The sequence below is a fragment of the Algoriphagus marinus genome, assembly GCF_001936475.1.
GTDB lineage: Bacteria > Bacteroidota > Bacteroidia > Cytophagales > Cyclobacteriaceae > Algoriphagus > Algoriphagus marinus.
Genome location: NZ_MSPQ01000009.1, coordinates 21,119 through 42,618, shown reverse-complemented (window position 1 = coordinate 42,618; position 21,500 = coordinate 21,119). Strand labels below are relative to the sequence as shown.

The following is a 21,500-nucleotide window of genomic DNA, read 5'->3' as shown; positions in this document are numbered from 1 at the left end:
CATGGTACGGTCCAAAAACAAAAAATTTCTTCTGACTTTAGTTTTATTAACGCCTTTCCTATTTGGAGGATATATTCCAAACGAAACGATGATGCCTGCATTTAGGATGAAAAAAATCGTTTTGGATGCTGGTCACGGGGGGAAAGATCCTGGAAATCTCGGTTCTAGGTCAAGGGAGAAAGATATCAATCTCGCGGTAACTCTTCTGGTAGGTAAGTATATCAAAGAAAATATGCCGGATGTAGAAGTGATCTACACTCGCAAGGATGATAGTTTTCCTTCCTTAAAAGAACGACCTCAGATTGCAAATAATAATAAAGCGGATCTTTTTGTTTCCATCCATTCTAATTCGGCACCAAATAAATCAGCTTTTGGCACCGAGACTTTTGTAATGGGTACCAAGTATCTGGATGCTAACTTTGATATAGTGAAAAGGGAAAACTCGGTGATTCTTTTGGAAGATAACTACGAAGAAAATTACGAAGGTTTTGATCCTACTTCTCCAGAATCATATATGATGTTTAACCTGATGTCGAAGGCGCATTTCGAAAATTCTGTCTCTCTTGCAGATCAGATCGAAACGCAATTTCGGGATCGTGTTGGAAGAAAAAGTAGAGGAGTGAAGCAAGGTCCTTTTTATGTGCTTTGGACTCCATCTATGCCTTCAGTATTGGTGGAACTTGGATTCCTGTCCAATTCCGAAGAAGAACGATTCTTGATGAGCGACGCTGGAAAAGAATACATGGCTTCAGCTATATATAGATCAATTCGTGATTATAAAGAAGCGATTGAATCAAAATAATAAACACTTTAAATAGAATCATTTAGCCCTTTTTCCTTCTGAGAAAGGGCTTTTGTTTATCTTCAAACCCAAACTCTTTGAAGATAAATAGAGTTTGAAAATAAGAACTGAATAAAAACTATGAACCCAAATACTACCCAAAAACCCGAAACGATGGAGCAACTTTTAAAAACCCTCCAAACTAAGTATGAGCAAGTGAAGTTGGGAGGAGGATTGAGCAGAATCAAAAAAGAGCATGAAAAAGGGAAGCTAACCGCAAGGGAACGAATTAATTATCTTATTGATGAAGATTCTGATTTTTTGGAAGTTGGTGCTTTTGCTGCATATGGAATGTACGAAGAGGAGGGAGGATGCCCATCTGCAGGAGTCGTGACAGGCATTGGATATGTAAAGAATAGAATGTGTGTGATAGTGGCTAATGATGCCACTGTCAAGGCCGGTGCTTGGTTTCCTATGACTGCCAAAAAGAATCTCCGGGCCCAAGAGATAGCAATGGAGAATCATTTGCCAATCATCTATTTGGTGGATAGTGCTGGGGTTTTTCTTCCGATGCAGAATGAGATTTTTCCAGACAAAGAACATTTTGGAAGACAGTTTCGAAACAATGCGAAGATGTCTGCTATGGGTATTGTACAGATTGCCGCAATTATGGGGAGCTGTGTTGCAGGGGGCGCTTATTTACCTATTATGTCGGATGAGGCTATGATCGTCGATAAGACAGGTTCCATTTTCTTGGCGGGTTCATATCTAGTTAAAGCAGCAATCGGAGAGTCTGTTGACAATGAAACCCTGGGAGGCGCTACTACTCACTGTGAGATTTCAGGAGTGACTGACAATAAATACGATTCGGATCAAGATTGTCTTGATGCGATTAAGAAAATTTTTGAAAAGCTCGGACATAATCAGACTGCAGGTTTTGATAGGGCTGAGCCGAAGGAACCGGCTATTTCCGCCGAAAAGCTTATTGATATTTTTCCAATGGAGCGAGTAAAGCCTTATGATATGAATGAGGTGATTAGCGGTTTGGTTGATGGCGGAGAGCTCGATGAGTATAAAAAAGATTATGGAAAAACGCTGATTTGTGGTACGGCCAGAATAGATGGCTGGGCTGTAGGGATCATTGCTAATCAACGTAAAATAGTCAAAACTGCTAAGGGTGAAATGCAAATGGGTGGGGTGATTTACTCAGACTCAGCAGACAAAGCAGCACGATTTATCATGAATTGTAATCAGCGAAAAATCCCGTTGCTGTTTCTTCAGGATGTAAGTGGATTTATGGTGGGAAGCAAAGCCGAGCATGGAGGGATCATCAAAGATGGTGCAAAAATGGTCAACGCGATGGCGAATTCAGTTGTGCCAAAATTCACTATAGTTCTTGGTAACTCTTATGGGGCAGGTAATTATGCCATGTGTGGTAAAGCCTATGATCCTAGATTGATTTATTCCTGGCCTACAGCCCAAATGGCCGTAATGTCCGGTGCTTCAGCAGCGAAAACATTGCTCCAGATAAAAGTAGCTTCCTTAAAAAAGAAAGGTCAGGTAATTTCCCCTGAGGATGAAAAAATCCTTTTGGATGAAATAAGGGATAAATACAACGAGGAATTGAGCCCATATTATGCAGCTTCTCGACTATGGGTAGATGGAGTGATTGATCCTAGGGAAACCCGAAAAGTAATCAGTATGGGGATAGAAGCTGCCAATCATGCTCCGATTAGCGAACGGTTTAATGTGGGTGTGATCCAGACTTAAGTAATTTTTCGTAAATTATTTACGATTTAAAAACATTGCAAAGCCCATACCTATGAGTGATTTGACCTCCAGTGAATTGAATGCATTGGTATCGTTACTTGATGATTCTGACTTTGAAGTTCGGTCACATGTGCGGGATAGGATTCTTTCCTTGGGTACTGAGATCATTCCGTTTTTGGAAAAAAAATGGGAAAACAGTTTCAATCCGGAAATCCAAAAGGAAATTGAGGAGCTTGTTCATGATCTCCAGTTTTCACTTTTGAAGCAAAGATTAGAAGATTGGAAAAATACAGAGGACCGGGATCTGCTTGCTGGGCTTTGGATCATTAACACTTATCAATATCCTGATATAGAATTTGAAAAGCTAAATGCAGATATGCATCAAATCTACTTTGAGGTTTGGACAGCTTTTAAAAATGATCTTCCTCCCTATGATCAAGTAAGGATTATTAATAATGTTCTTTTCAACACCCTTCGTTTTTCTGCGAATACCAAAAACTTTCATTCCCCTGCGAATAGTATGCTTTCTTCAGTTTTGGACTCCAAACGCGGAAATCCACTGACGCTATGCTCTATTTATCTATTAGTTGCCAGAAAACTTGGACTTCCAATCTACGGAGTGAATCTTCCAAATCTGTTTGTCCTTACATACAAATCTGAAGATTATAATTTTTACATCAATGCCTTCAATAAGGGGTTGATATTCGGTCGAAAAGATGTTTCAAACTATTTAGAGCATTTGAAAATCGAACCTCGTGATGAGTATTTTGAGCCTTGTTCCCACTTAGCCATTATTCTAAGAATGCTCAGAAATTTGGGACAAGCTTTTGAAAAATTGGGGGAGCAAGATAAAGTGGGGGAAGTTCGAGAGCTAATAGCACTTCTGGAGGCTTAGAAAGTTCGAATATTACAACCTACAGCTCTGACTTGGGAAGGTGTTGGATCTTCTCCACGTAGCACTTGATTCATCGCTCGCTCTAAATAACGATCTGATACACTCGTTTCTGCCTGTGGATTATTGTCTATGGCGCCTCGATATCGAACCTTCAAACCATCTGCACCCCTCGTCAGCAGAACTGCTTCCGGTATTTTGGAAATCTGAAGCAGCTTCGTTAATTCCTGCTTTTCATCAATCAAATACGCAGTATTGATTCCGCTTTGATCTATAAAGTTCTTTAAAGGGGTTTGCTCGTCAGGACTGTTTCCAATTTCTGGGTTTACGAGAATAATATTGATCCCTTGACTCTGAAATCGAACCCTTAAATCTTTGATTCGAGACTCATACATTTTCGCAAATGGGCAGCCTAAGGAATGAAAAATAATAACCAACCCTTTATCTCCGGATTTGCTGGAAACTTTTACCGTACCACCTGTGACAGCATCTGTGAGTGAAACCTCTGGAAGCGTCTGTGCTGAAAGTGAGAGCGATAGAATAAAAGAAAGGAAAAAGAAAATTAGCTTTTTCATGTGTTTATATTTTTTTTTAGAGGTCATATTGAAATGCCCTAGATAACCATTTCCCTGTGTGATGTTCTGCGATCTACTCGATTTCATATTACCAAGTAGTGTAAGTGAGCACAGTTTGATCAATTACCCGAACGTTGACCTGATAGTGATGGTCTGCAAAATCCGTTCCTCGTATTTTACCTTTTATTGTAGTGGCTTTTGAATCAAATGGTTCCAGTAAAATATTTTCCCTAAATGATACCCCTTTTTTTCCTTGACATTTAAAAATAGATTCTTTAGCAGACCATGCTATAGTGTAATGCAATGGGTCTTTTTCCAAGTAATCCAGTTCCGAAGGATCCAAAAATCGAAAGCCTATCCGAAGAATTTTTTCCCGAATGTGGTCCATATCAATTCCCACTGGTGTGTTTCTGTGGTAGATCGCAGCAGCATATCCCGAAGTATGAGTTAAGGATACAAATCCGGCCCCGTTCATTGATTGAGACTTCCCATGCTCATCTTTAAAAAATCCAGGATAGGGGATATGTAGAGATTGCAGTGCGTCAAAAATAGCTTTTCTCGAAGATGCCCATTCTTTTCGTTTTTCAGGATGTGAGATGTTTGAATAGGCTAATTTTTCCCGAAAACTCAGAAAATCTAAATCCGCGACTTCATGGGATTCAATTATCTTGATGGCCAAGGCTGAGTAAGAGTCAATTTTTTCTATTTTTGTTTGCATCGGCCAAAAGGGTAACCTTAGTCTCGCAGCAATATATGGGAAAAATTGAAGTTAATAAATTACATACGCTAATCGGTCACAACGATTGCATTTACGCTTTGACAGAAGGAAGTGACCCTCGTTTTTTTTATACAGGCTCAGGAGATGGAATGGTAGTAGAATGGGATCTTGATTTTCCAAAAGATGGTAAATTGATCGCCAAGTTGAATAATTCTGTCTATGCACTTGCGATTGATCATGTCAGGAATTTGCTTTTTATAGGGCATAATTTCGAGGGAATTCATGTAATCGACCTCAATGACAATGTTGAAATCTGGTCTTTAAAACTTACCGATCAGGCAATTTTTGATATCAAAATAATTGGAAACGAAGTATATGTGGGTACCGGGGACGGTGTCCTTACTATAGTAGATATAGAAAAAAGAGCAATCCGCAAGCATATTAAACTAAGCTCGAAAAGTATTCGTGTCTTTGCTGTTGCTACTGATAAAAAACATCTTGCAGTGGGACTAAGTGATCACTCCATCAAAATCTTGGATATTGCAAATGATTTTCAGCCCATTGCAAATCTCGCAACTCATACCAATTCAGTATTTGCACTAAGCTATTCTCCCAGTGAAGACTTATTGATAAGTGGAGGAAGAGATGCTCAATTGAAGTTTTGGGATAGTTCCAATTACAACCAAATCCAGAATATTGTGGCTCACATGTATGCCATTAATTACATATCTTTCAAGGAAGACGGAAGACTTTTCGTTTCATGCTCCATGGATAAGTCCATGAAGATTTGGGATGTGGCCGAACAAAAACTCTTAAAAGTAATCGACAAAGCAAGAAATGCCGGACATGGCACTTCCATAAATAAAGTGGTCTGGAGTACTTATCAGGGAAATATTATCTCTGTCTCCGATGACCGAAGTATTTCTATTTGGCAAATTTCAGATAATTAACCCATGAAGATCACACCAGCAGCTATTAGGCAAAAGTCATTCGAAACCGGATTTAGAGGTTTTGAAAAGAAAGAAGTTACTTCGTTTTTAGAGGAGATCAGTGAGGTGGTAGATGCTCTTCACAAGGAGAATATGGACTTGAAAACCAAACTCCAAAATACAGAAGCAGAAGCTAAGCGCTTGAAAGATGTAGAAGATTCGCTTTTCAGAACTCTCAAAACTGCCGAAGATACCGGAGCTTCAATCATAGAAGAAGCAAATGAGGCCGCAGATCTGATTATAGCTGAAGCGAACCAGTCTGCAGAATCTGCAACAAATCATGCAAATAAAATTTTAGCTTCTGCTAGGCAAATCGCTGAGCAAGATGCAGCAACCATCATTTCAGCTGCCGAAACGAAAGCCAAGGAAACAATCGTTGAGCTAAGAGAGAGCATGCAGGGTTTGGTAAGATCCTATGAAGGTTTGGCTGACCAAAGGGAGGCAATGGTAAAAAGCCTTAAACGAATTGCTCAAGATGCCCTAAATCAAATCGATCTGTCAGAAGCTCATTTTTCCCGTATTGATGCTAAAGCGCATCAAAGAGCGATCGAAGAGCTTAGTAGATCACAGGCCTTCACCTTTGCGAATCTAGCTAATCTGGCACCAGAAGTAAGCAATGAATTTGTTCCGCCAATTATCGATGAATCAGATCCTTTAGCAGAAATGGAAGTAATCGAAGAAGAATTGGATCTTGAAATCCATGATGATTCACCGGATATGGAGATTCCCGTTGAAGAGGAAACTATCGAAGTGAAAGCTGAAGTCGAAATTGAAGAAATCGCTGTGGAGGAATCAGCAGCCGTAGAGGGGATTCAAGAAGAGGTGGCAGAGATAGAAATTAAGGAAGAAGAAATCCCTAAATCAGAAGAAAGTGTCCCTGAGGAAAGTCAGAAAAAGAAACCGGAGGATCCCAAAAATGAATCTGGATCCTTTTTTGATCAATTCGACTAATGGGTAAGGTCACACTTGAGGGGATAGAATTTCATGCTTATCATGGAGCTTACCCCGAAGAATCAATCCTCGGTAATCGCTTTACACTCGATTTGGAACTTACCACAGATTTTTCGGAAGCTATGAAAAAGGATGAATTAAAATATACAGTAGATTATGCAAAGCTGTACCAACTAATCAAAGCTCGAATGGAGGTAAAGGTGAAGTTGCTAGAGCATCTTGGACATCTAATCGTAGAAGATATTTTAAAAGTTTATCCTGATGTTAAAAGCATAAAAATCACCCTGAAAAAACATCACCCCTCCTTAGGAGGTTTGGTGAAATTTTCTGCAGTTCAAATCCAATACCCTGATGATTATGCTTAAAGTGATAAAAATTATTCTGATCGTTTCATTTATAACTTCTACTAATTTTTCATTCTGTTTAAATGCCCTAGCACAAGGTGAAGCGTACCAGTTTTTTTCGAATGATGGGAAGAAGTTAGAATTTCAGGATGTACTCAAGAGAACCCAAAAAGTAGATATTACTTTTTTTGGTGAATTGCATAATAATAGCCTGGCACATTGGCTGCAATTGCAGGTTTTAAAAGGAATGGCGGCAAATGACCCCGAGTTGGTATTAGCTGCTGAGTTTTTTGAGCGTGATGATCAACTCAATATCGATGAATGGTTTGCGGGGAAAATGACCGAAAAGAATTTTGAGACAGAAGCAAAGCTTTGGAATAATTATAAAACTGATTATCGTCCTCTGATGCAATTTGCCAAAGATCATAATCTGAAATTCATTGCAAGTAATGTTCCTAGGAAATATGCTTCATTAGTGAGCAGATCAGGCATTACATCTTTAGATAGCTTAAGTCTTGAAGCAAAATCATATTTTGCTCGCTTGCCTTTTGAGATTGATATGTCCATGCCAGGTTACATTGCCATGAAAGACATGATGCATGGAGGGCCTATGAATACAGATTTTATGGTTCAGGCGCAGGCCTTGAAAGATGCTACGATGGCTGAATCACTTTTTCCTTCTATTTCAGCAGGTCATAAAATATTACATGTGAATGGTTCTTACCATTCCAAAGATGGAGAAGGTATTTTATGGTATTTGAAAAAGGAGTTTCCGGAATTGAAGATGTTGAATATCCATACTGTCACCCAAGATCAACTGGATACCTTAAATCCTGATTACAAAAAATCAGGTGAAATCATTCTGGTTTTACCATCAGATAGCCACGAATCTTATTAAGCATGTATAATCGGGCAGAAACTTCCCGTATCCGAAAAGAGTTTTGGATCAAATTTGGTCAATATATGAAGCCAGTGCCCAGTGCTTCAGGATTCCGGGTTAATTGGCCAAATTATAAAACCGGTATTCGGAATATCTATTTTAGGATGAAGGCAGAAAGAGATTTTGCTTCAATCGGAATAGAAATATGCCATGCAGATACAGAGCTCCAGGAATTGTACTTTGATCAATTTGTTCAGCTTAAAAAACTTTTCCTAAATAGTCTGAACGAAGATTGGGAATGGAAACTACTTTCCTCCAATGAATTTGGGCAACCTATCAGTAAGATCGAGAAAATCCTTCCCCAAGTAAATGTCATGGATGAAAAAGACTGGCCAGAAATCATCTCCTTTTTCAAACCAAGAATTATTGGGCTAGATGACTTTTGGGAGAATGTGAAACCTGGATTTGAAGGGTTTTAAAAATCAAAGTGAGCCTCTTCGATAGGTTAATTCCTCGATGGTCTCCACTCCATTTTCTATCATTGCGAGATGAAGTTTGATTTCATTACCTGTTCTGATCATCGTCAATCCATCAAACCAAACACTATTTTCTCCAACTTCTACAAGTCTAAAAATAGTCCATTCCCCGTCGGCTTCCCATCCCGACAAATCAGGATTGTAGTGTTTCAACTTCAGAGAAAAAGTATCTCCTTCCTGGACTAAGTTCATAAATTCTGTAAAAACCAATTTCTCCTCAGACCAAAATCGAAAGGTGCCAATCATATGGCCATCTATCTCTGGCATCCAAACTTCTTCACATTGACCTCCAAATCCTTCCCCAGTCCAATAGCCAGTTAGCCATTCGAGTTGACTTAAGTTTCCTATTCCAGGGTTTTGTCCTTCTTCTAGCTTCTTAACCTGCGCTTGAGATACAGAAATTGATAATAGAATTAAGACGAATAGGAGAGAAGATTTCATGGCAATTTTGATTAGATCGGCTTCAAAATAATAAATTATTCTTGATCGTGTCTTTTTGGAATATCCGGATTGACGAATGTGAATCCACGGGCCTCATCTCCCTCAAAAAAATCTATCTGCATTCCCATCAAAAACATATAATGTCTTTTTTCAATTAAAACTGGGATTCCTTCGAGATCAAACTTTTGATCTTCAGGCTTAGGTTTATCAAATCCCAATGCATAAGACATCCCGCCACAACCCCCTCCTTTGACTCCAACTCTGAGGTGGTAATCAGCCGGAATACTTTTGTTTGCCATGATATTTTTAATCTCAGCTTCGGCTTTTGGAGTGATTTTTATAGGGATAATCATGATGAAGAAATGAAATCTTAGGAAATTTGGTTCGTTTAGAATTCAAATTTACAAGCTGCTTTATTTTCTGTCGTCAATTAATTGTGCAAATTCGAGTATAAAATTATAAAATGAACTATCTCGTTGATTTATTGAAAATTCTTCTTCCAGCCGGAATCGTCCTTTATGGAATGTATTTGGTGGTGGTTTCTTTTTTGTCAAAAGAAAAAGAGAAGATGCTGGTTGAATTGAAAACCAAGAATACTACAGTTGTTTTGCCAATTCGACTTCAAGCCGCAGAGCGACTTTGTCTGTTTCTGGAGCGGATTACTCCTAATAATCTGGTAAGAAGGTCTAATCCTGCTTCATATACGGTAAATGAATTGTATGCGCAGTTGATGACCGAAGTTAGAGAAGAGTTTAATCATAATTTTTCCCAGCAAGTTTACTTTTCAGAAGAAACTTGGGAGGCTGTCAAAAGAGCCGTTGAGGAAGTTACAACCATTATTAATTTGAGTAGACAAGAACTCGATGGAGAAGGTAAAGGAATAGATTTAGCAAAAGCTATATTTTCTCAATCACTTGATAGACAAAACGATACAGTTCTCTATGCATTAAAGCAAGTCAAGTCTGAGGTTAATATCTACTTCTAATCATGAAAGTCATCAAGAAAAACGCTACAGAAATGCTAGATAAGGCAAAATCTATGTTTGGAAAGCAAGTGGAGAATCTTGCCAGACAGGAGGAAAAGGTACGGGCGTTGATCTCCGGAGTGGGAAAAAAGCTTGTACAATTTGGTCACCATCCTACGGTTGTAAAGCTGGTTGAGCCTGTTTCAGTTTTTATTCGAATGACTAAAGCCCACTTTAACGGTTCCCATAAAATGGCAGGAAGTACCCTTGGTTTAGTTTTGTTGGGGTTAATTTACTTTGTTTCCCCTATTGATATAGTACCAGATTTTTTGGGATTTATTGGGTTCGCTGATGATTTTTCAGTCGTCTTGGCGATATATGCCAAAGTAAAAGATGAAGTTGAGGAATTTTTGGAGTGGGAGAGAACTGAAATCTAAAAGAGGCTGTTTTGGTCGGATAAAAGTTTTAAGATGCTAGACCAACAAATAAATTTAATTACCCCCACATTAATTAAAAGTAGCCAAACGTATCCTGAGTATCGGGAAATGATTGACAGACTATTGACACTGAATAAAACTACGGGATCGATTCAGACAGAGGGATATCTGGAATACACCAGAATGAATGTGAAACGGATGAACCGTTGGGATAAGACTGCAAAGATCTCATCCGAAATGGAAGAAATGATCAAGTCGATTTCTGTCCCGATAGTCTTTCTTGTAATCACTGAAGCATGGTGTGGAGATGCGGCACAGAGTATCCCTTATATTTCAAAGCTTACAGATTTGAATCCAAATATTCATTTGAAATTGATTCTGAGAGATGAAAATCCGGAATTAATGGATGCCTATCTGACCGAAGGGGCCAGATCAATCCCAAAACTGATTGTCCTAAATGATAAACTAGAGGAATTAGGAACTTGGGGACCTAGACCAAAATATCTTCAAGATAGGTTAAAGGCTTACAAATTAGATCCTATGGGTGTTTCTTCTAAGGAGTTTTCCGAAGGGACTCATTTGTGGTATGCAAAAGATAAAAATCAATCGTTGGAAAGAGAGTTAATGGATTTGTTTAAGTCTACCTTCGACCTATGAAAATCGCGATTCTTTCGGGTACATCCGGTCTAGTTGGAATGCAATTGTTGCATCAATTATTGCAAAATCCAGCTTATGATTATGTTCTAAGTGTTGGTAGAAGGAAACTTTCTTTGAAGCATGGAAAGCTGATCCAAATCTCCGGTGATATGAATATGATCAAAACTTGGGATCTGGACTCGAAACTATCCGAGGAAGATCTTGGTGGCGAAAATCATCAAATAAGAATTGCCTTAATAGAAAATAAGGCGGAAATCCATGGCTTTTGTGCGCTTGGGACTACCATCAAGCAAGCGGGTTCCAAAGAAGATTTTTTTAAAATAGATCATGATATGGTAATTGAATTTGCCAAATGGACAAGATCTCTCGGAACAGCTAAGTTCCTATACGTTTCCTCATCTGGTGCCAGCAGTGATTCTTCTATTTTTTACAGTCAGACAAAGGGTAAAACCGAAGACGATTTGAAAGCTATAGGATTTGACTTTGTTGGGCTCTTCAGACCTTCACTGTTATTAGGGAATAGATCAGAATTTCGACTAGGGGAGCAACTCGCAACCATTGCAATGAAGCCGTTAGTGTGGTTAAAACTTTTTAAAAATATTAGACCGATTTATGATTATCAGGTAGCAAAGGGAATGGTTAGAAAAGCTTTGGAACAAAACTCCAAATCAGTGGAAATTATCAGTTCTGGACAATTACAAGATCTAAGCAAATGATTGTAGTCATCCAACGAGCAAGTGAAGCAGCTGTAAAAATTGAAGGAAAAGTAAAGGCTGAAATCGGGAATGGATTACTTATCCTCGTGGGAATAGAGGAAGCAGACGCAGAAGAAGATATTTCTTGGCTCTCGAAGAAGATTGTGAACCTTCGGATTTTCCCAGATGAAAATGAAGTCATGAACAAAAGCTTGCTTGATGTGGGAGGGGAAATCCTTTTGATCTCCCAGTTTACGCTTCATGCAAGTACCAAAAAAGGAAACCGACCATCATACATAAAAGCTGCAAGGCCTGAAGTTGCTATTCCGCTCTATGAAAGCTTTATTCAGACGCTGGAATCCGAATTAGGAAAACCAATTGGAACCGGTGAATTCGGTGCGGATATGAAAGTAAGCTTGATCAATGATGGACCTGTGACAATTCTGATCGATAGTAAGGATAGGAAATAATTTTTTCACTAAGTTGAGAATTCAACTAACCCTAGTCTTTACTTGTCCGACTTTCTGATACAAATCTCCAAAGCACAAATACTTTTTAAAGGTGCCCATACCTTTCATGGCTTGAATTTTAACTGGGAAAATGGGGCGCATTGGGCAATCATAGGGGATTCCGGCACTTTGCTTACTGCTTTTTTGGAAACGATTCGAGGAAATACCGTCAATTCCTTCGGCAAAATCGAGCGGCAGTTTGCAAGTCAGTATTCAGCTGAAAAGCAGGAGGAGGGAGCTGTTCATAGCTTCCGAGATTTGATTTCTTATGTGTCTCAGCGCTATGTTTTCAGGAATCGATCCAACCTTCAAAATTTCTATTTTCAGCAACGGTTCAATTCCTCTGAATCCGAGGAATCAGCCACGGTTCGTGAAACTTTGAAAGAGATTCAACCAAAGATTCAAGGTCCTTGGAATATTGAAAATGTTTCCAGCTTGCTCAGGCTTGAAGGCTTGTTGGACAAGTCCTTACTCAAGTTGTCAAATGGCGAAACACGTCGCCTTGCCATAGCAGTAGGCTTGATGCGACAGCCAAAGATTTATCTCATGGATCAGCCGATGACGGGCTTGGACGTGAAAAGCCGGGCCGAATTTGGAGAGATTTTGAAAGCGATCATAGCTAAAGGAGTCCATGTGCTTCTGACTACTTCCTCAAATGAGATTCCTGAGGGGATCACACATGTAGCCAAGTTGAATAATGGAGGAATCGAAGAAATCTGGCTAACAAAAGATTTTCATCTACTGAATAAAGAAGAACCAGTTTTTTCTTTCGATTGGGGACTTTTAGATTCCCTGTTGCCAAAAAGATCAAGTGAAAATACGGAGGTAATTCGCCTTGAAAATCTCTCAATCAAATACGGGGAAAAGCAGATTCTGAAAAATCTCAATTGGGAAGTGAGCTCAGGAGAGCGATGGCTGCTTCGGGGTAAAAATGGAAGCGGAAAATCTACCTTGATCAGTCTTTTGATCGGAGAAAATCCCCAAGCATATGCTCAGAATCTCTGGCTTTTTGGAAGAAAACGAGGAACTGGAGAAAGCATTTGGGAAGTGAAGGGACCTACAGGTTTTGTCGCGCCGGAACTCAGTCGATTTTTTCCTTCCAACCAAACTTGTAGAAAGGTGATTCTTTCCGGTCTTTTTGATACCATGGGTTTGTTCAAAAAAGTATCAGCGGAACATGAGGCATTAACCGAATCTTGGATGAAGCTTTTCCAATTGGAATCTTTTTCAACTATACCAATCAGTCGACTTTCTCTGGAAAATCAACGCTGGACTCTGCTTGCCCGAGCGCTGATCAAACAGCCCAAACTTCTGATCCTGGATGAGGCTTCACAGGGAATGGATGAGCTTCAGCGGAGACTATTCAAGGAAACCATTCAAAAAATCTGCGAACTCACTGACATTACCTTGATATATGTGAGTCATTATACTGAAGATGTACCAGAGGCAGTGGATCAGATTTTCGATTTAGGATAATTATATCAAAAAAGTAAACTTATACGATTATGTATCGTATTTTGGATTAAATAATAATCCTATGAAAGTCACAGCTCTAATTGAAGATGAATTAATCAAAGAAGTAATGGAGCTTTCTGGCTCAAAGAACATTACAGAGGCGCTCAAAATGGCCTTGAATGAATATCGAACACGAAAAAAAATGCGAAATCTCTCAGAAGAAATTGCTGCTGAGCCATTGGAGTTTTACTATGGAGCAAGTGAACTTCGTGAATTAAACCAGAAATGAATCGGGTTTTAATTGACACATCAGTTTGGATCGAATTTTTTAAGGCAAACCCAGTCTACTTTCAAACTGGGTTAGATTTGATTGATAGCACTGATATTTTTTCCCTTGAGCTGATTTTTGCTGAATTAATGCAGGGAGCCAAAGGGCAGCGCGAAGTGGCCATGATCCAGGAATTTTTTGCACAAATGAAGATTTTGGATAGCCCGGGATTAATCTTTGAAGCTGGCATTTTCTCCAGAGAACAAAAGCTTTTGAGCCGGGGAATTGGACTGATAGATTCAGTAATTATTTTTACAGCAATTCAATTCGACTTGAAAATCTGGACTTTGGATAAGAAGATTTTAGCGTTTTTGGAGCCGAAGAATATTTTTCAAATCTGAATTAATTGAAAAAGTTCTTCTGAAAGAATTTGTTCAAAAATATGTTCAGTTCGTTTTAAAGAGGCTGATACTTTTGATAGTTTAGGCTTGGATAAAGACCTTTGAAGTTGTTTTTGAGTTGATTTTCTATTCTTTTTTCGCCCTTACCTGTTCTCTTCTAAAAATCGTGATATCCCTGATCAAATCTAAAGGTATTGGTTGATCCAAAGGAAATTGAATTGCTCCTTTGGAGGTTTTATAGGGGGCTAATTCCTTTTTGAAAACAATGATTGCTTCGGAATGCGGGTAAAATCCGATATGCTTTTTCATGGCTGCATAATAGACTAGCACCTCTGAAGTCTTAAACGCTGGCATGTGATAACTGATTACCTCTTTGGCCTCCGGAACTACTGCTGCGATCGTCTCACGGATAGATTGAAGTTTTTCCTGAATGGTCTCAGTTTGCCAGCTGAAGTATTCGGCAACAGATGAAGCTTTGGGATTCATCATAATTTCTTGATTTAAAAACGATCGATTAACGTGACACCTGTATCTTGAAATTTATTCATTTTCATTAATGCTGTGACAGCAGCTTCCAGAGTTATGGATTTGCCAATTAATAATTCCGGGTTCATTTTTCCTGCCGTGATCATTTGAATCATCTCAGGATAGCGCCAAGCTTGCATTCCATGACTTCCAAAGATTTCCAATTCATTCGAAAGGACCAAATTCATTGGGATGGCACTGTTTTTTTGATCACCGAGTAAAAGACCTACTTGGATGTGTTTTCCTCTCTTTCGCAGACAAGAAACAGAATTGAAAAGCGTCTGAGGACTTCCAAGTGCATCGATCGAAACATGGACTCCTCTTTTTGAAATTTCACGAACCACTTCTACCACATTCGAATTGCTGGCTTCAATAGTGGCTACTGCTCCGATTTTTCTGGCCAATTTCAATTTCTCTTGGTCAATATCAATTGCGATGACCTGCGCTCCTAACGCTGTAGCAATCATAATAGCTGATAGGCCAACGCCCCCGCATCCATGAATCGCTACCCATTGGCCGCCGGTTACTTTCCCTTGATCTACCACAGCTCGAAATGAGGTCGCAAATCTACAACCCAAGCTTGCCGCTGTTTGGAAATTCATCGTTTCTGGAAGCTCCACTAAATTGATATCTGCGCGATCGATTGCTACAAATTCTGCAAAGGAACCCCAATTTGTAAATCCCGGCTGAAACTGATCATCGCAAACCTGATGATTTCCAGATGCGCACTCCGGGCATTTTCCGCAACCCGATACAAAAGGAACGGTAACCCGATCTCCCTCTTTCCAATTTCTCACTTCGCTACCGACTGCCTTAATTATTCCGGCAAATTCATGTCCAGGAACATGTGGGAGCTGAATGTCTTCATCATGCCCCATCCAGCCATGCCAGTCAGATCGGCATAGACCTGTGGCTTTTACTTCGATGACTACTCCCGATTTGCTTGGACTTGGATCAGGAACTTGGGTTATGATGGGTTGGGATTGGAAGGATTCGTAGAGGAGTGCTTTCATTTATTTTTTTTATAATCATTTCCCAATAAACTGTTTAAAACAGATTCTTGCCAAATGCGAAGCTGATTGGACATCTCTTTAGTGAGTTCTGGATAAAGTTCTTTTAAGTCTTTGGTTTCTGCTGGATCTTGGAGCAAATCAAACAATTCGAATTGGGTTTCACCAGCTTTATTTTCGGTCAAAACCAATTTGTATTGATTGTTTATGATCGCTCGATCGCCATGAAAATCTGTGGGAATAATGTCCGTTTGAATGTAGTTTCTAAAATCACGCGTTGCCTTTCCATTCATCAATTTGACCATCGGAGAAGTACCCTCTTGGAGTTTTGGATCCAAATAAGCTTTGAGCTCTTTCAGGGGTAAATTTCTTGGGCTTCCGTTCCAAAATAGCATTGGACTAGGTCTTTCCAGTTTTTCTCCGGAAAGAAAAGGCAAAAGATTGATTCCATCAATGGGTCGTTTCGGTAATGGCTCTCCAATGAGGAAAGCCAGCGTTGGGAAAACATCAGCACTATTCATGTTTACATTACTTTGTAAAGCGGTTGGTAGGCCATCTGGCCACTCCAGAACACTTGGCACACGAATTCCACCCTCGTAAATACTCCCTTTTTGCTCACGAAAAGGGACGGTTGCATTTGCCTCTTGCGGAGTCCCATTGTCCCCAAAATACCAAAGTAGGGTGTTTGATTTGAGTTCTTTGGTTTTTAGATAATTCCTTAATTCTCCAATACTTCGATCCATAGCGGTGATTTCTGCAAATCGCTCCTGCAAAACTTCCCGCTGAAGACGTTTGACTGGCATGCCCGTTTCATTGGAGGTGAGTTGAACTTGCCTATTTCCAAATGTCTCTGGAAGATTGGAATAAAGGGCTAAATCTTCTGGCAATCCACTATATGGTTCATGGGGAGAACCGTACCAAATCACGACGAAGAAAGGCTTCCCAGCTGCTTTTGCCTTTTCTATAAAGGTCATTGCCTCTCGCACCAAGATCTCCGAACTTTCGCCTTCGAATAATTCTGGATCTGCACCATTTCGAGAGAGGTATGGGTTCAGCTCAAAGAAATTATCGTGCGAAAGCCATTCATCAAATCCCATTGCGCCTGGATTGGTTGGTGATTCTGCTTTGACTGGGCCGAGATGCCATTTTCCAAAATGAGCAGTCGCATAACCTTTTGCCTGCATCAGCCTAGCAATACTTATTTCTTCAGGACGGATAGAAAAGCCGGGAGTAAAGGTTCCGTAACGATTTGGGTGGCGACCAGTTAAAATACTTCCGCGAGTAGGGGAGCAGACCGGTGATGCGGAATAGAAACGATTCATACGAATCCCAACCTCTGCCAATTCATCCAAAACCGGAGTCTTCAAATAAGGGTGGCCATTGTAGCCAGTTTCATCCCAGCCGTGATCATCGCCCAAAAGCAGAACCACATTGGGAAGTTCCTCATTTCTTTGCTGTGCAAAGGGGGAATAAATATTTCCAAAGAAAACCCAGATCAATAGAAAGAATTTTAAGTGATTAGAGTTTTTATTTTTCATTGTTTTCACACTAAAGGATTTTTTCAAAAAATCAATTTAATCTAAATTTTTCATGAATTTACCATCGGAATTCTAGGTACTAGTCGTAATTTGAAACTCATTTTTGAAATATAAAATGTGAATTATTTATCCCAACCAATAAGTGATCATGTCTAATCGAAGACGATTTCTGCAAAAACTAAGTGCGAGTTTTCTTGCTTCAGGGGTATTTATAGGCAATTCGTCTCCTGTTTTTTCGAATTCACTGATTGACCACTCGCTATCTGAAGTCGATTTTTGGAAAGAAATCAGAAATGGCTTTCCATTGACTCGAGAAAGGGTTTATCTGAATAATGGAACATTTGGACCAGCACCCTATGCCGTCAGTCAAGCAATGAATACTTGTTTGGAAGAAATTAACAGCTCAGGAGAATATGGGCACTTTGATCAGGAGAGAGCATTTCTTGCAGATTTTTTAGGAGTCAAAACGGATGAGCTCAGTCTCACGCATAACACTACCGAAGGGATAAATATCATGGTTTGGGGACTCCCTCTCAATAAAGGCGATGAGGTCATTCTTACCACTCACGAACATGTTGGAAATGGTCTCCCTTGGCTGAATCGAGCTAAGCTTGATGGGATCATCATCCGAACATTTGAACCACAAGATACCCAAGCGAAAAATCTTGAAGCGATCAAAAATTTGATTAATTCTAAAACTCGAGTGATTGCCGTTCCTCATGTGACTTGCACGACCGGAGTGGTATTTCCGATAAAAGAAATTGCTGATTTAGCCAGATCAAAAGGGATTTATTCTGCGATTGACGGAGCACATGGTGCAGGAACTTTTGACTTGAATATTTCAGAATTAGGTTGTGACTTCTATGCAGGTTGCTTCCATAAGTGGATGCTTGGCCCAGTAGGGACAGGATTTTTATATGTGAAAAAGGAACGACTCGAAGAACTTCAAGCGATTCAAATTGGAGGCTATTCTGATGCAGGTTGGGATATGACTACTAATCCACCGGTTCTTTATGGTTTGAATCCAACAGCGCACCGCTATGATTATGGAACACAAAGCAGAGCATTATATGTGGGTGCTGCAGCTGCCGCGAAATATCATTTAGAAATCGGGAAACAAAAAGTGGAGTCTAGAATTCGGGAATTGAATGAATATCTCTACACTGGACTTCAAACCATGGGGACTAAGATTCAAATCTTGACTCCTGAAGAAAAAGAATCACGAATTGCCATGATATCCTTTAAAACCGATTTAAAGGATTTTAAAGAGATGGGAATTGAATTGGCCAAAGATGGTTTCCGTATCCGTCAAGTGCCAGAAAGTGGAGTGAATGCAATCCGCGTTTCCACTCATATTTACAATTCGGAAGCGGAAATCGAATCACTTGTAAAGGCCATAGCGAAGATATTAGGATAAATTTGATTTGAAAAATCACAAAATGAAAAAGGAAATAACAATAGCAGAGGCTCAATCTCAAGTGGATGAATGGATCAAAACAGTTGGGGTTAAATATTTTAGTGAACTCACCAATATGACAATATTGATGGAAGAAGTGGGGGAGCTTGCCCGGATCATGTCTAGGACCTATGGTGATCAATCTTTTAAAGAATCCGATAAAGGTAGAGATCTAGGAGATGAAATGGCAGACGTGCTTTGGGTACTGATCTGCCTAGCCAATCAAACCGGAGTAGATCTTACGGAAGCGATGAAAAAGAACTTTGAGAAGAAAAATATTCGAGATATAGATCGCCATAAGAATAATGAGAAGTTGAAATAGACATGCTGATCTATTGCTTGTATTATTCGACTATAGGATAAAAAATCATTTCTTAATCAACCCCCAAAAAATGAGATTACAAGGAAAAACAGCCATTATAACCGGAGCTACAAGCGGCATGGGAAAGGCCATAGCCGAACGGTTTGTAAGCGAAGGGGCTTCTGTAGTTTTGAGCGGTCGTGATGAATTTAGGGGTAAAGATTTGGAGAAAAATCTAATTCAACAGGGTGGAAAGGCGGTTTTTATAGCTGGGGATATTTCTCAAATAAAAGTGAATGAGACGCTCGTACGTGAGGCAATTCATAATTTTGAAAAACTGGATATTGTCGTGACTAATGCCGGGAAGTTAGGATTGGGATCGGTGACAGATATTTCCTTTGAAGAATGGAATGAAACCATAAGTACTAATTTGAACTCCGTATTTTATCTAAGTAGGTTTGCGATACCTGAGATGCAGAAAAATGGCAAGGGGGTTATCCTGGCAAATAGTTCGATTGCAGCGTTTAAAAGTTTTCCCAACCATGCAGCCTATTGTGCGAGTAAAGCAGCTCTGGTTGCATTGGTGAAAGAAATGGCATTGGATTATGGACCAGCGATCCGGGTGAATACGATTTGTCCCGGTCCGGTCGATACCCCCTTGATTTGGGATTCAGCTAAAGCATTTGAAGACCCTGATAGCATCGTGCAGCAAACAGCCAATAATACGTTGATGAAGCGTCTAGGACGCCCGGAAGATATTGCTTTCTTGGCCTTGTTCTTGGTTTCTGATGAAGCATCTTGGATAACTGGTTCGGCTTATACGATCGATGGGGGGATTTTGGTTAAGTAGGAACTTTGAATCAAAAAAACTCTCCTTCCTCAATCTTGTAAGTGACATTTCTTTTAAACCCAAAACTCCCAATAAAATGCCCATAAGAAAAGTTCTAACATAGAGGAAAGTCCCAATAAATATCGGGATTAGGGCATTCTCTCGATTCTCGGGACAGGCAATATGACCATTGAAAATCTTATTATAAACATATGAAATCGAGCATGGCGATAACGTCACAAAGTGGGAAGTCCCGATTGCTATCTGGATCGAAATGCGAGATTCCCCCGAAACAAGTTCGGGGCAGGCTATGGGGCCAAATAGAAAAATTATAAACACATGAAAAAAGTTATTCTTTTATCACTTTTGATGATTATGACTTCGCTAGCCTTTTCCCAAGGCAAATCAGACATAAAAAGTAAAGTCATCTTATTCAATGGTAAAAACCTCGATGGTTGGTACACTTTTGTGCAAAATCGAGGAAGGAACATTGATCCGAAAAATGTCTTCACGGTCCAGGATGGAATGATCAGGATTTCTGGGGAGGAATGGGGAGGAATCACAACAAATGAAGAATTTGAGAATTATCGGCTCATCGTAGAATTCAAATGGGGTGGAAAAACTTTTGCTCCTAGATTGCAAAATGCCCGAGATTCTGGAATTCTCTTACATTCGGTAGGAGAGGATGGAGCGTCTGATGGAATTTGGATGAATTCTATTGAATGCCAGTTGATAGAAGGTGGAACAGGCGATTTTATTGTGGTAGGCGATGGAAGTAAGAATTTCAGTATTACGAGTCCGGTGGCTCCGGAAAAGCAGGGAAGTTCTTATGTTTTTCAGCCCGAAGGTGAACTTGCAACTATAAATCGCGGCCGGATCAATTGGTATGGACGTGATCCAAACTGGAAAGATGTGATTGATTTCCGTGGTTCTCAGGACGTGGAAAAACAGGTAGGAGAGTGGAATAAAGTTGAATGCGTTGTTAAGGGCGATGAGATTACGATTTACTTGAATGGAGTATTAGTAAATCATGCTTCCAATGTAAAACCAAGTAAAGGGCGTATTCAAATTCAATCTGAAGGAGCAGAGATATTTTTCAGAAAGGTGGAACTGAGACCTCTGGCAATGAAATAAAGACAGAAGCACTTTTAATTGCTTTAATATATCGGACTAATTAAACTGACGAAGTTCTCACAGAAGTCATGAAAAAGAGCCTTGAGAAAAAAAATATCACATTTTAATCGGCACAAGAATAATGCAGAATTAAACTAAATAGAGCCTGAGGGTTTCCACAGGCTCTATTTATTTATAGGGTTAGTAACATCTGATAAAGTTCATCCTTTAGTTTTACCCGCTCGGAACGAAGTTTATTCAGTGTTTCATCTGATGCAGGCTCAGAATCAGTTTCTATTCGATAGATTTCATGATCGAGATCATCGTATTCGTCAAATAATTTTTTGAAATGCGAGTTCTTCTCTTTCAATTCATGGATTCTATCAGCGTGCTCAGGAAATTCTTCGATTAATTGATGTTTTTGGATCATTGTCTTTAAATTTTATTTCAAGACAATAATAAAGT

The 21,500-nt window shown here is 39.6% G+C and carries 28 protein-coding genes; 20 read left to right on the top strand and 8 right to left on the bottom strand.

The features are described from left to right. Position 1 precedes the first annotated feature (1 nt). The 3 genes from BVC88_RS14810 to BVC88_RS14800 all read left to right on the top strand — a co-directional run bounded on the left by BVC88_RS14810 (position 2) and on the right by BVC88_RS14800 (position 3,446). Complete coding sequence (locus tag BVC88_RS14810) at positions 2–802, top strand: N-acetylmuramoyl-L-alanine amidase family protein (protein ID WP_075351492.1); 801 nt, start codon at positions 2–4, stop codon at positions 800–802. Positions 803–955: 153 nt separating this feature from the next. Continuing rightward, positions 956–2,551 carry an acyl-CoA carboxylase subunit beta gene (locus BVC88_RS14805; protein WP_394332886.1) on the top strand — a complete coding sequence of 532 codons (1,596 nt, stop codon included), beginning with the start codon at positions 956–958 and terminating at the stop codon, positions 2,549–2,551. 52 nt (positions 2,552–2,603) lie between these two features. Continuing rightward, the gene (locus tag BVC88_RS14800; protein WP_075351490.1) at positions 2,604–3,446 is read left to right on the top strand and encodes a transglutaminase-like domain-containing protein; all 843 of its coding nucleotides are present in this window, start codon (positions 2,604–2,606) and stop codon (positions 3,444–3,446) included. Here the strand turns inward: BVC88_RS14800 and BVC88_RS14795 are convergent. After that, complete coding sequence (locus BVC88_RS14795; protein WP_075351663.1) at positions 3,443–4,018, bottom strand: redoxin domain-containing protein; 576 nt, start codon at positions 4,016–4,018, stop codon at positions 3,443–3,445. The two genes, BVC88_RS14800 and BVC88_RS14795, sit on opposite strands and share 4 nt — an antisense overlap. A gap of 88 nt (positions 4,019–4,106) precedes the next feature. Then, positions 4,107–4,736: a 4'-phosphopantetheinyl transferase family protein gene (locus BVC88_RS14790; protein ID WP_075351489.1), complete on the bottom strand. Its 630-nt coding sequence runs from the start codon at positions 4,734–4,736 to the stop codon at positions 4,107–4,109. Positions 4,737–4,771: 35 nt separating this feature from the next. On the opposite strand from BVC88_RS14790, the gene BVC88_RS14785 reads away from it, so the two are divergent. From BVC88_RS14785 to BVC88_RS14765, 5 genes are read left to right on the top strand one after another with little or no spacing between them, the layout of a single operon-like run. Then, a complete protein-coding gene (locus BVC88_RS14785) occupies positions 4,772–5,686 on the top strand; it encodes a WD40 repeat domain-containing protein (RefSeq protein WP_075351662.1) in 915 nt (304 codons plus the stop codon). 3 nt (positions 5,687–5,689) lie between these two features. After that, positions 5,690–6,676 carry a DivIVA domain-containing protein gene (locus tag BVC88_RS14780; RefSeq protein ID WP_075351488.1) on the top strand — a complete coding sequence of 329 codons (987 nt, stop codon included), beginning with the start codon at positions 5,690–5,692 and terminating at the stop codon, positions 6,674–6,676. Continuing rightward, on the top strand, positions 6,676–7,041 hold the full coding sequence (folB, locus tag BVC88_RS14775) for a dihydroneopterin aldolase (RefSeq protein WP_075351487.1): 366 nt from the start codon (positions 6,676–6,678) through the stop codon (positions 7,039–7,041). Before BVC88_RS14780 ends, folB begins: the two co-directional genes overlap by 1 nt. After that, positions 7,034–7,918: a ChaN family lipoprotein gene (locus tag BVC88_RS14770; protein ID WP_083639114.1), complete on the top strand. Its 885-nt coding sequence runs from the start codon at positions 7,034–7,036 to the stop codon at positions 7,916–7,918. Before folB ends, BVC88_RS14770 begins: the two co-directional genes overlap by 8 nt. 2 nt (positions 7,919–7,920) lie before the next feature. After that, positions 7,921–8,379, top strand: coding sequence for a DUF4268 domain-containing protein (locus BVC88_RS14765; protein ID WP_075351486.1), 459 nt, complete (start codon positions 7,921–7,923; stop codon positions 8,377–8,379). A 3-nt stretch (positions 8,380–8,382) separates the two neighbouring features. On the opposite strand, the gene BVC88_RS14760 is transcribed toward BVC88_RS14765, so the two are convergent. Together BVC88_RS14760 and BVC88_RS14755 are read right to left on the bottom strand one after the other, a co-directional pair. Then, the gene (locus tag BVC88_RS14760; protein WP_075351485.1) at positions 8,383–8,877 is read right to left on the bottom strand and encodes a DUF6265 family protein; all 495 of its coding nucleotides are present in this window, start codon (positions 8,875–8,877) and stop codon (positions 8,383–8,385) included. Positions 8,878–8,912: 35 nt separating this feature from the next. After that, positions 8,913–9,230, bottom strand: a complete 318-nt coding sequence (locus BVC88_RS14755; RefSeq protein WP_075351484.1) for a HesB/IscA family protein — start codon at positions 9,228–9,230, stop codon at positions 8,913–8,915. A gap of 110 nt (positions 9,231–9,340) precedes the next feature. Between BVC88_RS14755 and BVC88_RS14750 the strand changes: the two genes are divergently transcribed. From BVC88_RS14750 to BVC88_RS14715, 8 genes are all read left to right on the top strand, one after another. After that, complete coding sequence (locus tag BVC88_RS14750; protein WP_075351483.1) at positions 9,341–9,862, top strand: DUF7935 family protein; 522 nt, start codon at positions 9,341–9,343, stop codon at positions 9,860–9,862. Positions 9,863–9,864: 2 nt separating this feature from the next. Next, on the top strand, positions 9,865–10,278 hold the full coding sequence (locus BVC88_RS14745; protein ID WP_075351482.1) for a YkvA family protein: 414 nt from the start codon (positions 9,865–9,867) through the stop codon (positions 10,276–10,278). A 108-nt stretch (positions 10,279–10,386) separates the two neighbouring features. After that, positions 10,387–10,935: a thioredoxin family protein gene (locus tag BVC88_RS14740; RefSeq protein ID WP_245803654.1), complete on the top strand. Its 549-nt coding sequence runs from the start codon at positions 10,387–10,389 to the stop codon at positions 10,933–10,935. Next, positions 10,932–11,651 (top strand): NAD-dependent epimerase/dehydratase family protein, encoded by a 720-nt coding sequence (locus BVC88_RS14735; protein ID WP_075351480.1) that lies wholly within the window; start codon positions 10,932–10,934, stop codon positions 11,649–11,651. Before BVC88_RS14740 ends, BVC88_RS14735 begins: the two co-directional genes overlap by 4 nt. After that, entirely contained in the window at positions 11,648–12,100 is a 453-nt protein-coding gene (gene dtd, locus BVC88_RS14730; protein ID WP_075351479.1) for a D-aminoacyl-tRNA deacylase, read from the top strand. The genes BVC88_RS14735 and dtd overlap by 4 nt, the downstream gene beginning before the upstream one ends. A gap of 42 nt (positions 12,101–12,142) precedes the next feature. Next, positions 12,143–13,615: an ATP-binding cassette domain-containing protein gene (locus tag BVC88_RS14725; protein ID WP_075351478.1), complete on the top strand. Its 1,473-nt coding sequence runs from the start codon at positions 12,143–12,145 to the stop codon at positions 13,613–13,615. A gap of 61 nt (positions 13,616–13,676) precedes the next feature. Then, positions 13,677–13,883: a type II toxin-antitoxin system VapB family antitoxin gene (locus tag BVC88_RS14720; RefSeq protein ID WP_075351477.1), complete on the top strand. Its 207-nt coding sequence runs from the start codon at positions 13,677–13,679 to the stop codon at positions 13,881–13,883. Continuing rightward, entirely contained in the window at positions 13,880–14,263 is a 384-nt protein-coding gene (locus BVC88_RS14715) for a PIN domain-containing protein (protein WP_075351476.1), read from the top strand. Before BVC88_RS14720 ends, BVC88_RS14715 begins: the two co-directional genes overlap by 4 nt. Before the next feature lie 126 nt (positions 14,264–14,389). Here BVC88_RS14715 and BVC88_RS14710 read toward each other — a convergent pair whose 3' ends face one another. The 3 genes from BVC88_RS14710 to BVC88_RS14700 are packed head-to-tail and all read right to left on the bottom strand — an operon-like array spanning position 14,390 to position 17,336. Next, a complete protein-coding gene (locus BVC88_RS14710; protein ID WP_075351475.1) occupies positions 14,390–14,752 on the bottom strand; it encodes an iron chaperone in 363 nt (120 codons plus the stop codon). Positions 14,753–14,763: 11 nt separating this feature from the next. Further along, positions 14,764–15,801, bottom strand: a complete 1,038-nt coding sequence (locus BVC88_RS14705; RefSeq protein WP_075351474.1) for a zinc-dependent alcohol dehydrogenase family protein — start codon at positions 15,799–15,801, stop codon at positions 14,764–14,766. Next, on the bottom strand, positions 15,798–17,336 hold the full coding sequence (locus BVC88_RS14700) for a sulfatase family protein (RefSeq protein ID WP_075351473.1): 1,539 nt from the start codon (positions 17,334–17,336) through the stop codon (positions 15,798–15,800). Before BVC88_RS14700 ends, BVC88_RS14705 begins: the two co-directional genes overlap by 4 nt. A 148-nt stretch (positions 17,337–17,484) precedes the next feature. Between BVC88_RS14700 and BVC88_RS14695 the strand changes: the two genes are divergently transcribed. The 4 genes from BVC88_RS14695 (at position 17,485) to BVC88_RS14680 (ending at position 21,056) form a co-directional block, all read left to right on the top strand. Further along, on the top strand, positions 17,485–18,753 hold the full coding sequence (locus BVC88_RS14695; protein ID WP_075351472.1) for an aminotransferase class V-fold PLP-dependent enzyme: 1,269 nt from the start codon (positions 17,485–17,487) through the stop codon (positions 18,751–18,753). Positions 18,754–18,775: 22 nt separating this feature from the next. After that, positions 18,776–19,114 (top strand): nucleotide pyrophosphohydrolase, encoded by a 339-nt coding sequence (locus BVC88_RS14690; protein ID WP_175574426.1) that lies wholly within the window; start codon positions 18,776–18,778, stop codon positions 19,112–19,114. Between the two features lie 70 nt (positions 19,115–19,184). Further along, a complete protein-coding gene (locus BVC88_RS14685) occupies positions 19,185–19,943 on the top strand; it encodes an SDR family NAD(P)-dependent oxidoreductase (RefSeq protein WP_075351471.1) in 759 nt (252 codons plus the stop codon). 318 nt (positions 19,944–20,261) lie between these two features. Next, positions 20,262–21,056: a 3-keto-disaccharide hydrolase gene (locus tag BVC88_RS14680; protein WP_075351470.1), complete on the top strand. Its 795-nt coding sequence runs from the start codon at positions 20,262–20,264 to the stop codon at positions 21,054–21,056. A gap of 172 nt (positions 21,057–21,228) precedes the next feature. Here the strand turns inward: BVC88_RS14680 and BVC88_RS14675 are convergent, their stop codons facing one another. After that, positions 21,229–21,465 carry a YdcH family protein gene (locus BVC88_RS14675; protein WP_075351469.1) on the bottom strand — a complete coding sequence of 79 codons (237 nt, stop codon included), beginning with the start codon at positions 21,463–21,465 and terminating at the stop codon, positions 21,229–21,231. Between the last annotated feature and the right edge of the window lie 35 nt (positions 21,466–21,500).

Excerpts from the sequence above, each read along its gene's own strand:
- BVC88_RS14810 (WP_075351492.1), top strand. The coding sequence starts at position 2 with ATGGTACGGTCCAAAAACAAAAAATTTCTTCTGACTTTAGTTTTATTA.
- BVC88_RS14805 (WP_394332886.1), top strand. The coding sequence starts at position 956 with ATGGAGCAACTTTTAAAAACCCTCCAAACTAAGTATGAGCAAGTGAAG.
- BVC88_RS14800 (WP_075351490.1), top strand. The coding sequence starts at position 2,604 with ATGAGTGATTTGACCTCCAGTGAATTGAATGCATTGGTATCGTTACTT.
- BVC88_RS14795 (WP_075351663.1), bottom strand. The coding sequence starts at position 4,018 with ATGAAAAAGCTAATTTTCTTTTTCCTTTCTTTTATTCTATCGCTCTCA.
- BVC88_RS14790 (WP_075351489.1), bottom strand. The coding sequence starts at position 4,736 with ATGCAAACAAAAATAGAAAAAATTGACTCTTACTCAGCCTTGGCCATC.
- BVC88_RS14785 (WP_075351662.1), top strand. The coding sequence starts at position 4,772 with ATGGGAAAAATTGAAGTTAATAAATTACATACGCTAATCGGTCACAAC.
- BVC88_RS14780 (WP_075351488.1), top strand. The coding sequence starts at position 5,690 with ATGAAGATCACACCAGCAGCTATTAGGCAAAAGTCATTCGAAACCGGA.
- folB (WP_075351487.1), top strand. The coding sequence starts at position 6,676 with ATGGGTAAGGTCACACTTGAGGGGATAGAATTTCATGCTTATCATGGA.
- BVC88_RS14770 (WP_083639114.1), top strand. The coding sequence starts at position 7,034 with ATGCTTAAAGTGATAAAAATTATTCTGATCGTTTCATTTATAACTTCT.
- BVC88_RS14765 (WP_075351486.1), top strand. The coding sequence starts at position 7,921 with ATGTATAATCGGGCAGAAACTTCCCGTATCCGAAAAGAGTTTTGGATC.
- BVC88_RS14760 (WP_075351485.1), bottom strand. The coding sequence starts at position 8,877 with ATGAAATCTTCTCTCCTATTCGTCTTAATTCTATTATCAATTTCTGTA.
- BVC88_RS14755 (WP_075351484.1), bottom strand. The coding sequence starts at position 9,230 with ATGATTATCCCTATAAAAATCACTCCAAAAGCCGAAGCTGAGATTAAA.
- BVC88_RS14750 (WP_075351483.1), top strand. The coding sequence starts at position 9,341 with ATGAACTATCTCGTTGATTTATTGAAAATTCTTCTTCCAGCCGGAATC.
- BVC88_RS14745 (WP_075351482.1), top strand. The coding sequence starts at position 9,865 with ATGAAAGTCATCAAGAAAAACGCTACAGAAATGCTAGATAAGGCAAAA.
- BVC88_RS14740 (WP_245803654.1), top strand. The coding sequence starts at position 10,387 with ATGATTGACAGACTATTGACACTGAATAAAACTACGGGATCGATTCAG.
- BVC88_RS14735 (WP_075351480.1), top strand. The coding sequence starts at position 10,932 with ATGAAAATCGCGATTCTTTCGGGTACATCCGGTCTAGTTGGAATGCAA.
- dtd (WP_075351479.1), top strand. The coding sequence starts at position 11,648 with ATGATTGTAGTCATCCAACGAGCAAGTGAAGCAGCTGTAAAAATTGAA.
- BVC88_RS14720 (WP_075351477.1), top strand. The coding sequence starts at position 13,677 with ATGAAAGTCACAGCTCTAATTGAAGATGAATTAATCAAAGAAGTAATG.
- BVC88_RS14715 (WP_075351476.1), top strand. The coding sequence starts at position 13,880 with ATGAATCGGGTTTTAATTGACACATCAGTTTGGATCGAATTTTTTAAG.
- BVC88_RS14710 (WP_075351475.1), bottom strand. The coding sequence starts at position 14,752 with ATGATGAATCCCAAAGCTTCATCTGTTGCCGAATACTTCAGCTGGCAA.
- BVC88_RS14705 (WP_075351474.1), bottom strand. The coding sequence starts at position 15,801 with ATGAAAGCACTCCTCTACGAATCCTTCCAATCCCAACCCATCATAACC.
- BVC88_RS14700 (WP_075351473.1), bottom strand. The coding sequence starts at position 17,336 with ATGAAAAATAAAAACTCTAATCACTTAAAATTCTTTCTATTGATCTGG.
- BVC88_RS14695 (WP_075351472.1), top strand. The coding sequence starts at position 17,485 with ATGTCTAATCGAAGACGATTTCTGCAAAAACTAAGTGCGAGTTTTCTT.
- BVC88_RS14690 (WP_175574426.1), top strand. The coding sequence starts at position 18,776 with ATGAAAAAGGAAATAACAATAGCAGAGGCTCAATCTCAAGTGGATGAA.
- BVC88_RS14685 (WP_075351471.1), top strand. The coding sequence starts at position 19,185 with ATGAGATTACAAGGAAAAACAGCCATTATAACCGGAGCTACAAGCGGC.
- BVC88_RS14680 (WP_075351470.1), top strand. The coding sequence starts at position 20,262 with ATGAAAAAAGTTATTCTTTTATCACTTTTGATGATTATGACTTCGCTA.
- BVC88_RS14675 (WP_075351469.1), bottom strand. The coding sequence starts at position 21,465 with ATGATCCAAAAACATCAATTAATCGAAGAATTTCCTGAGCACGCTGAT.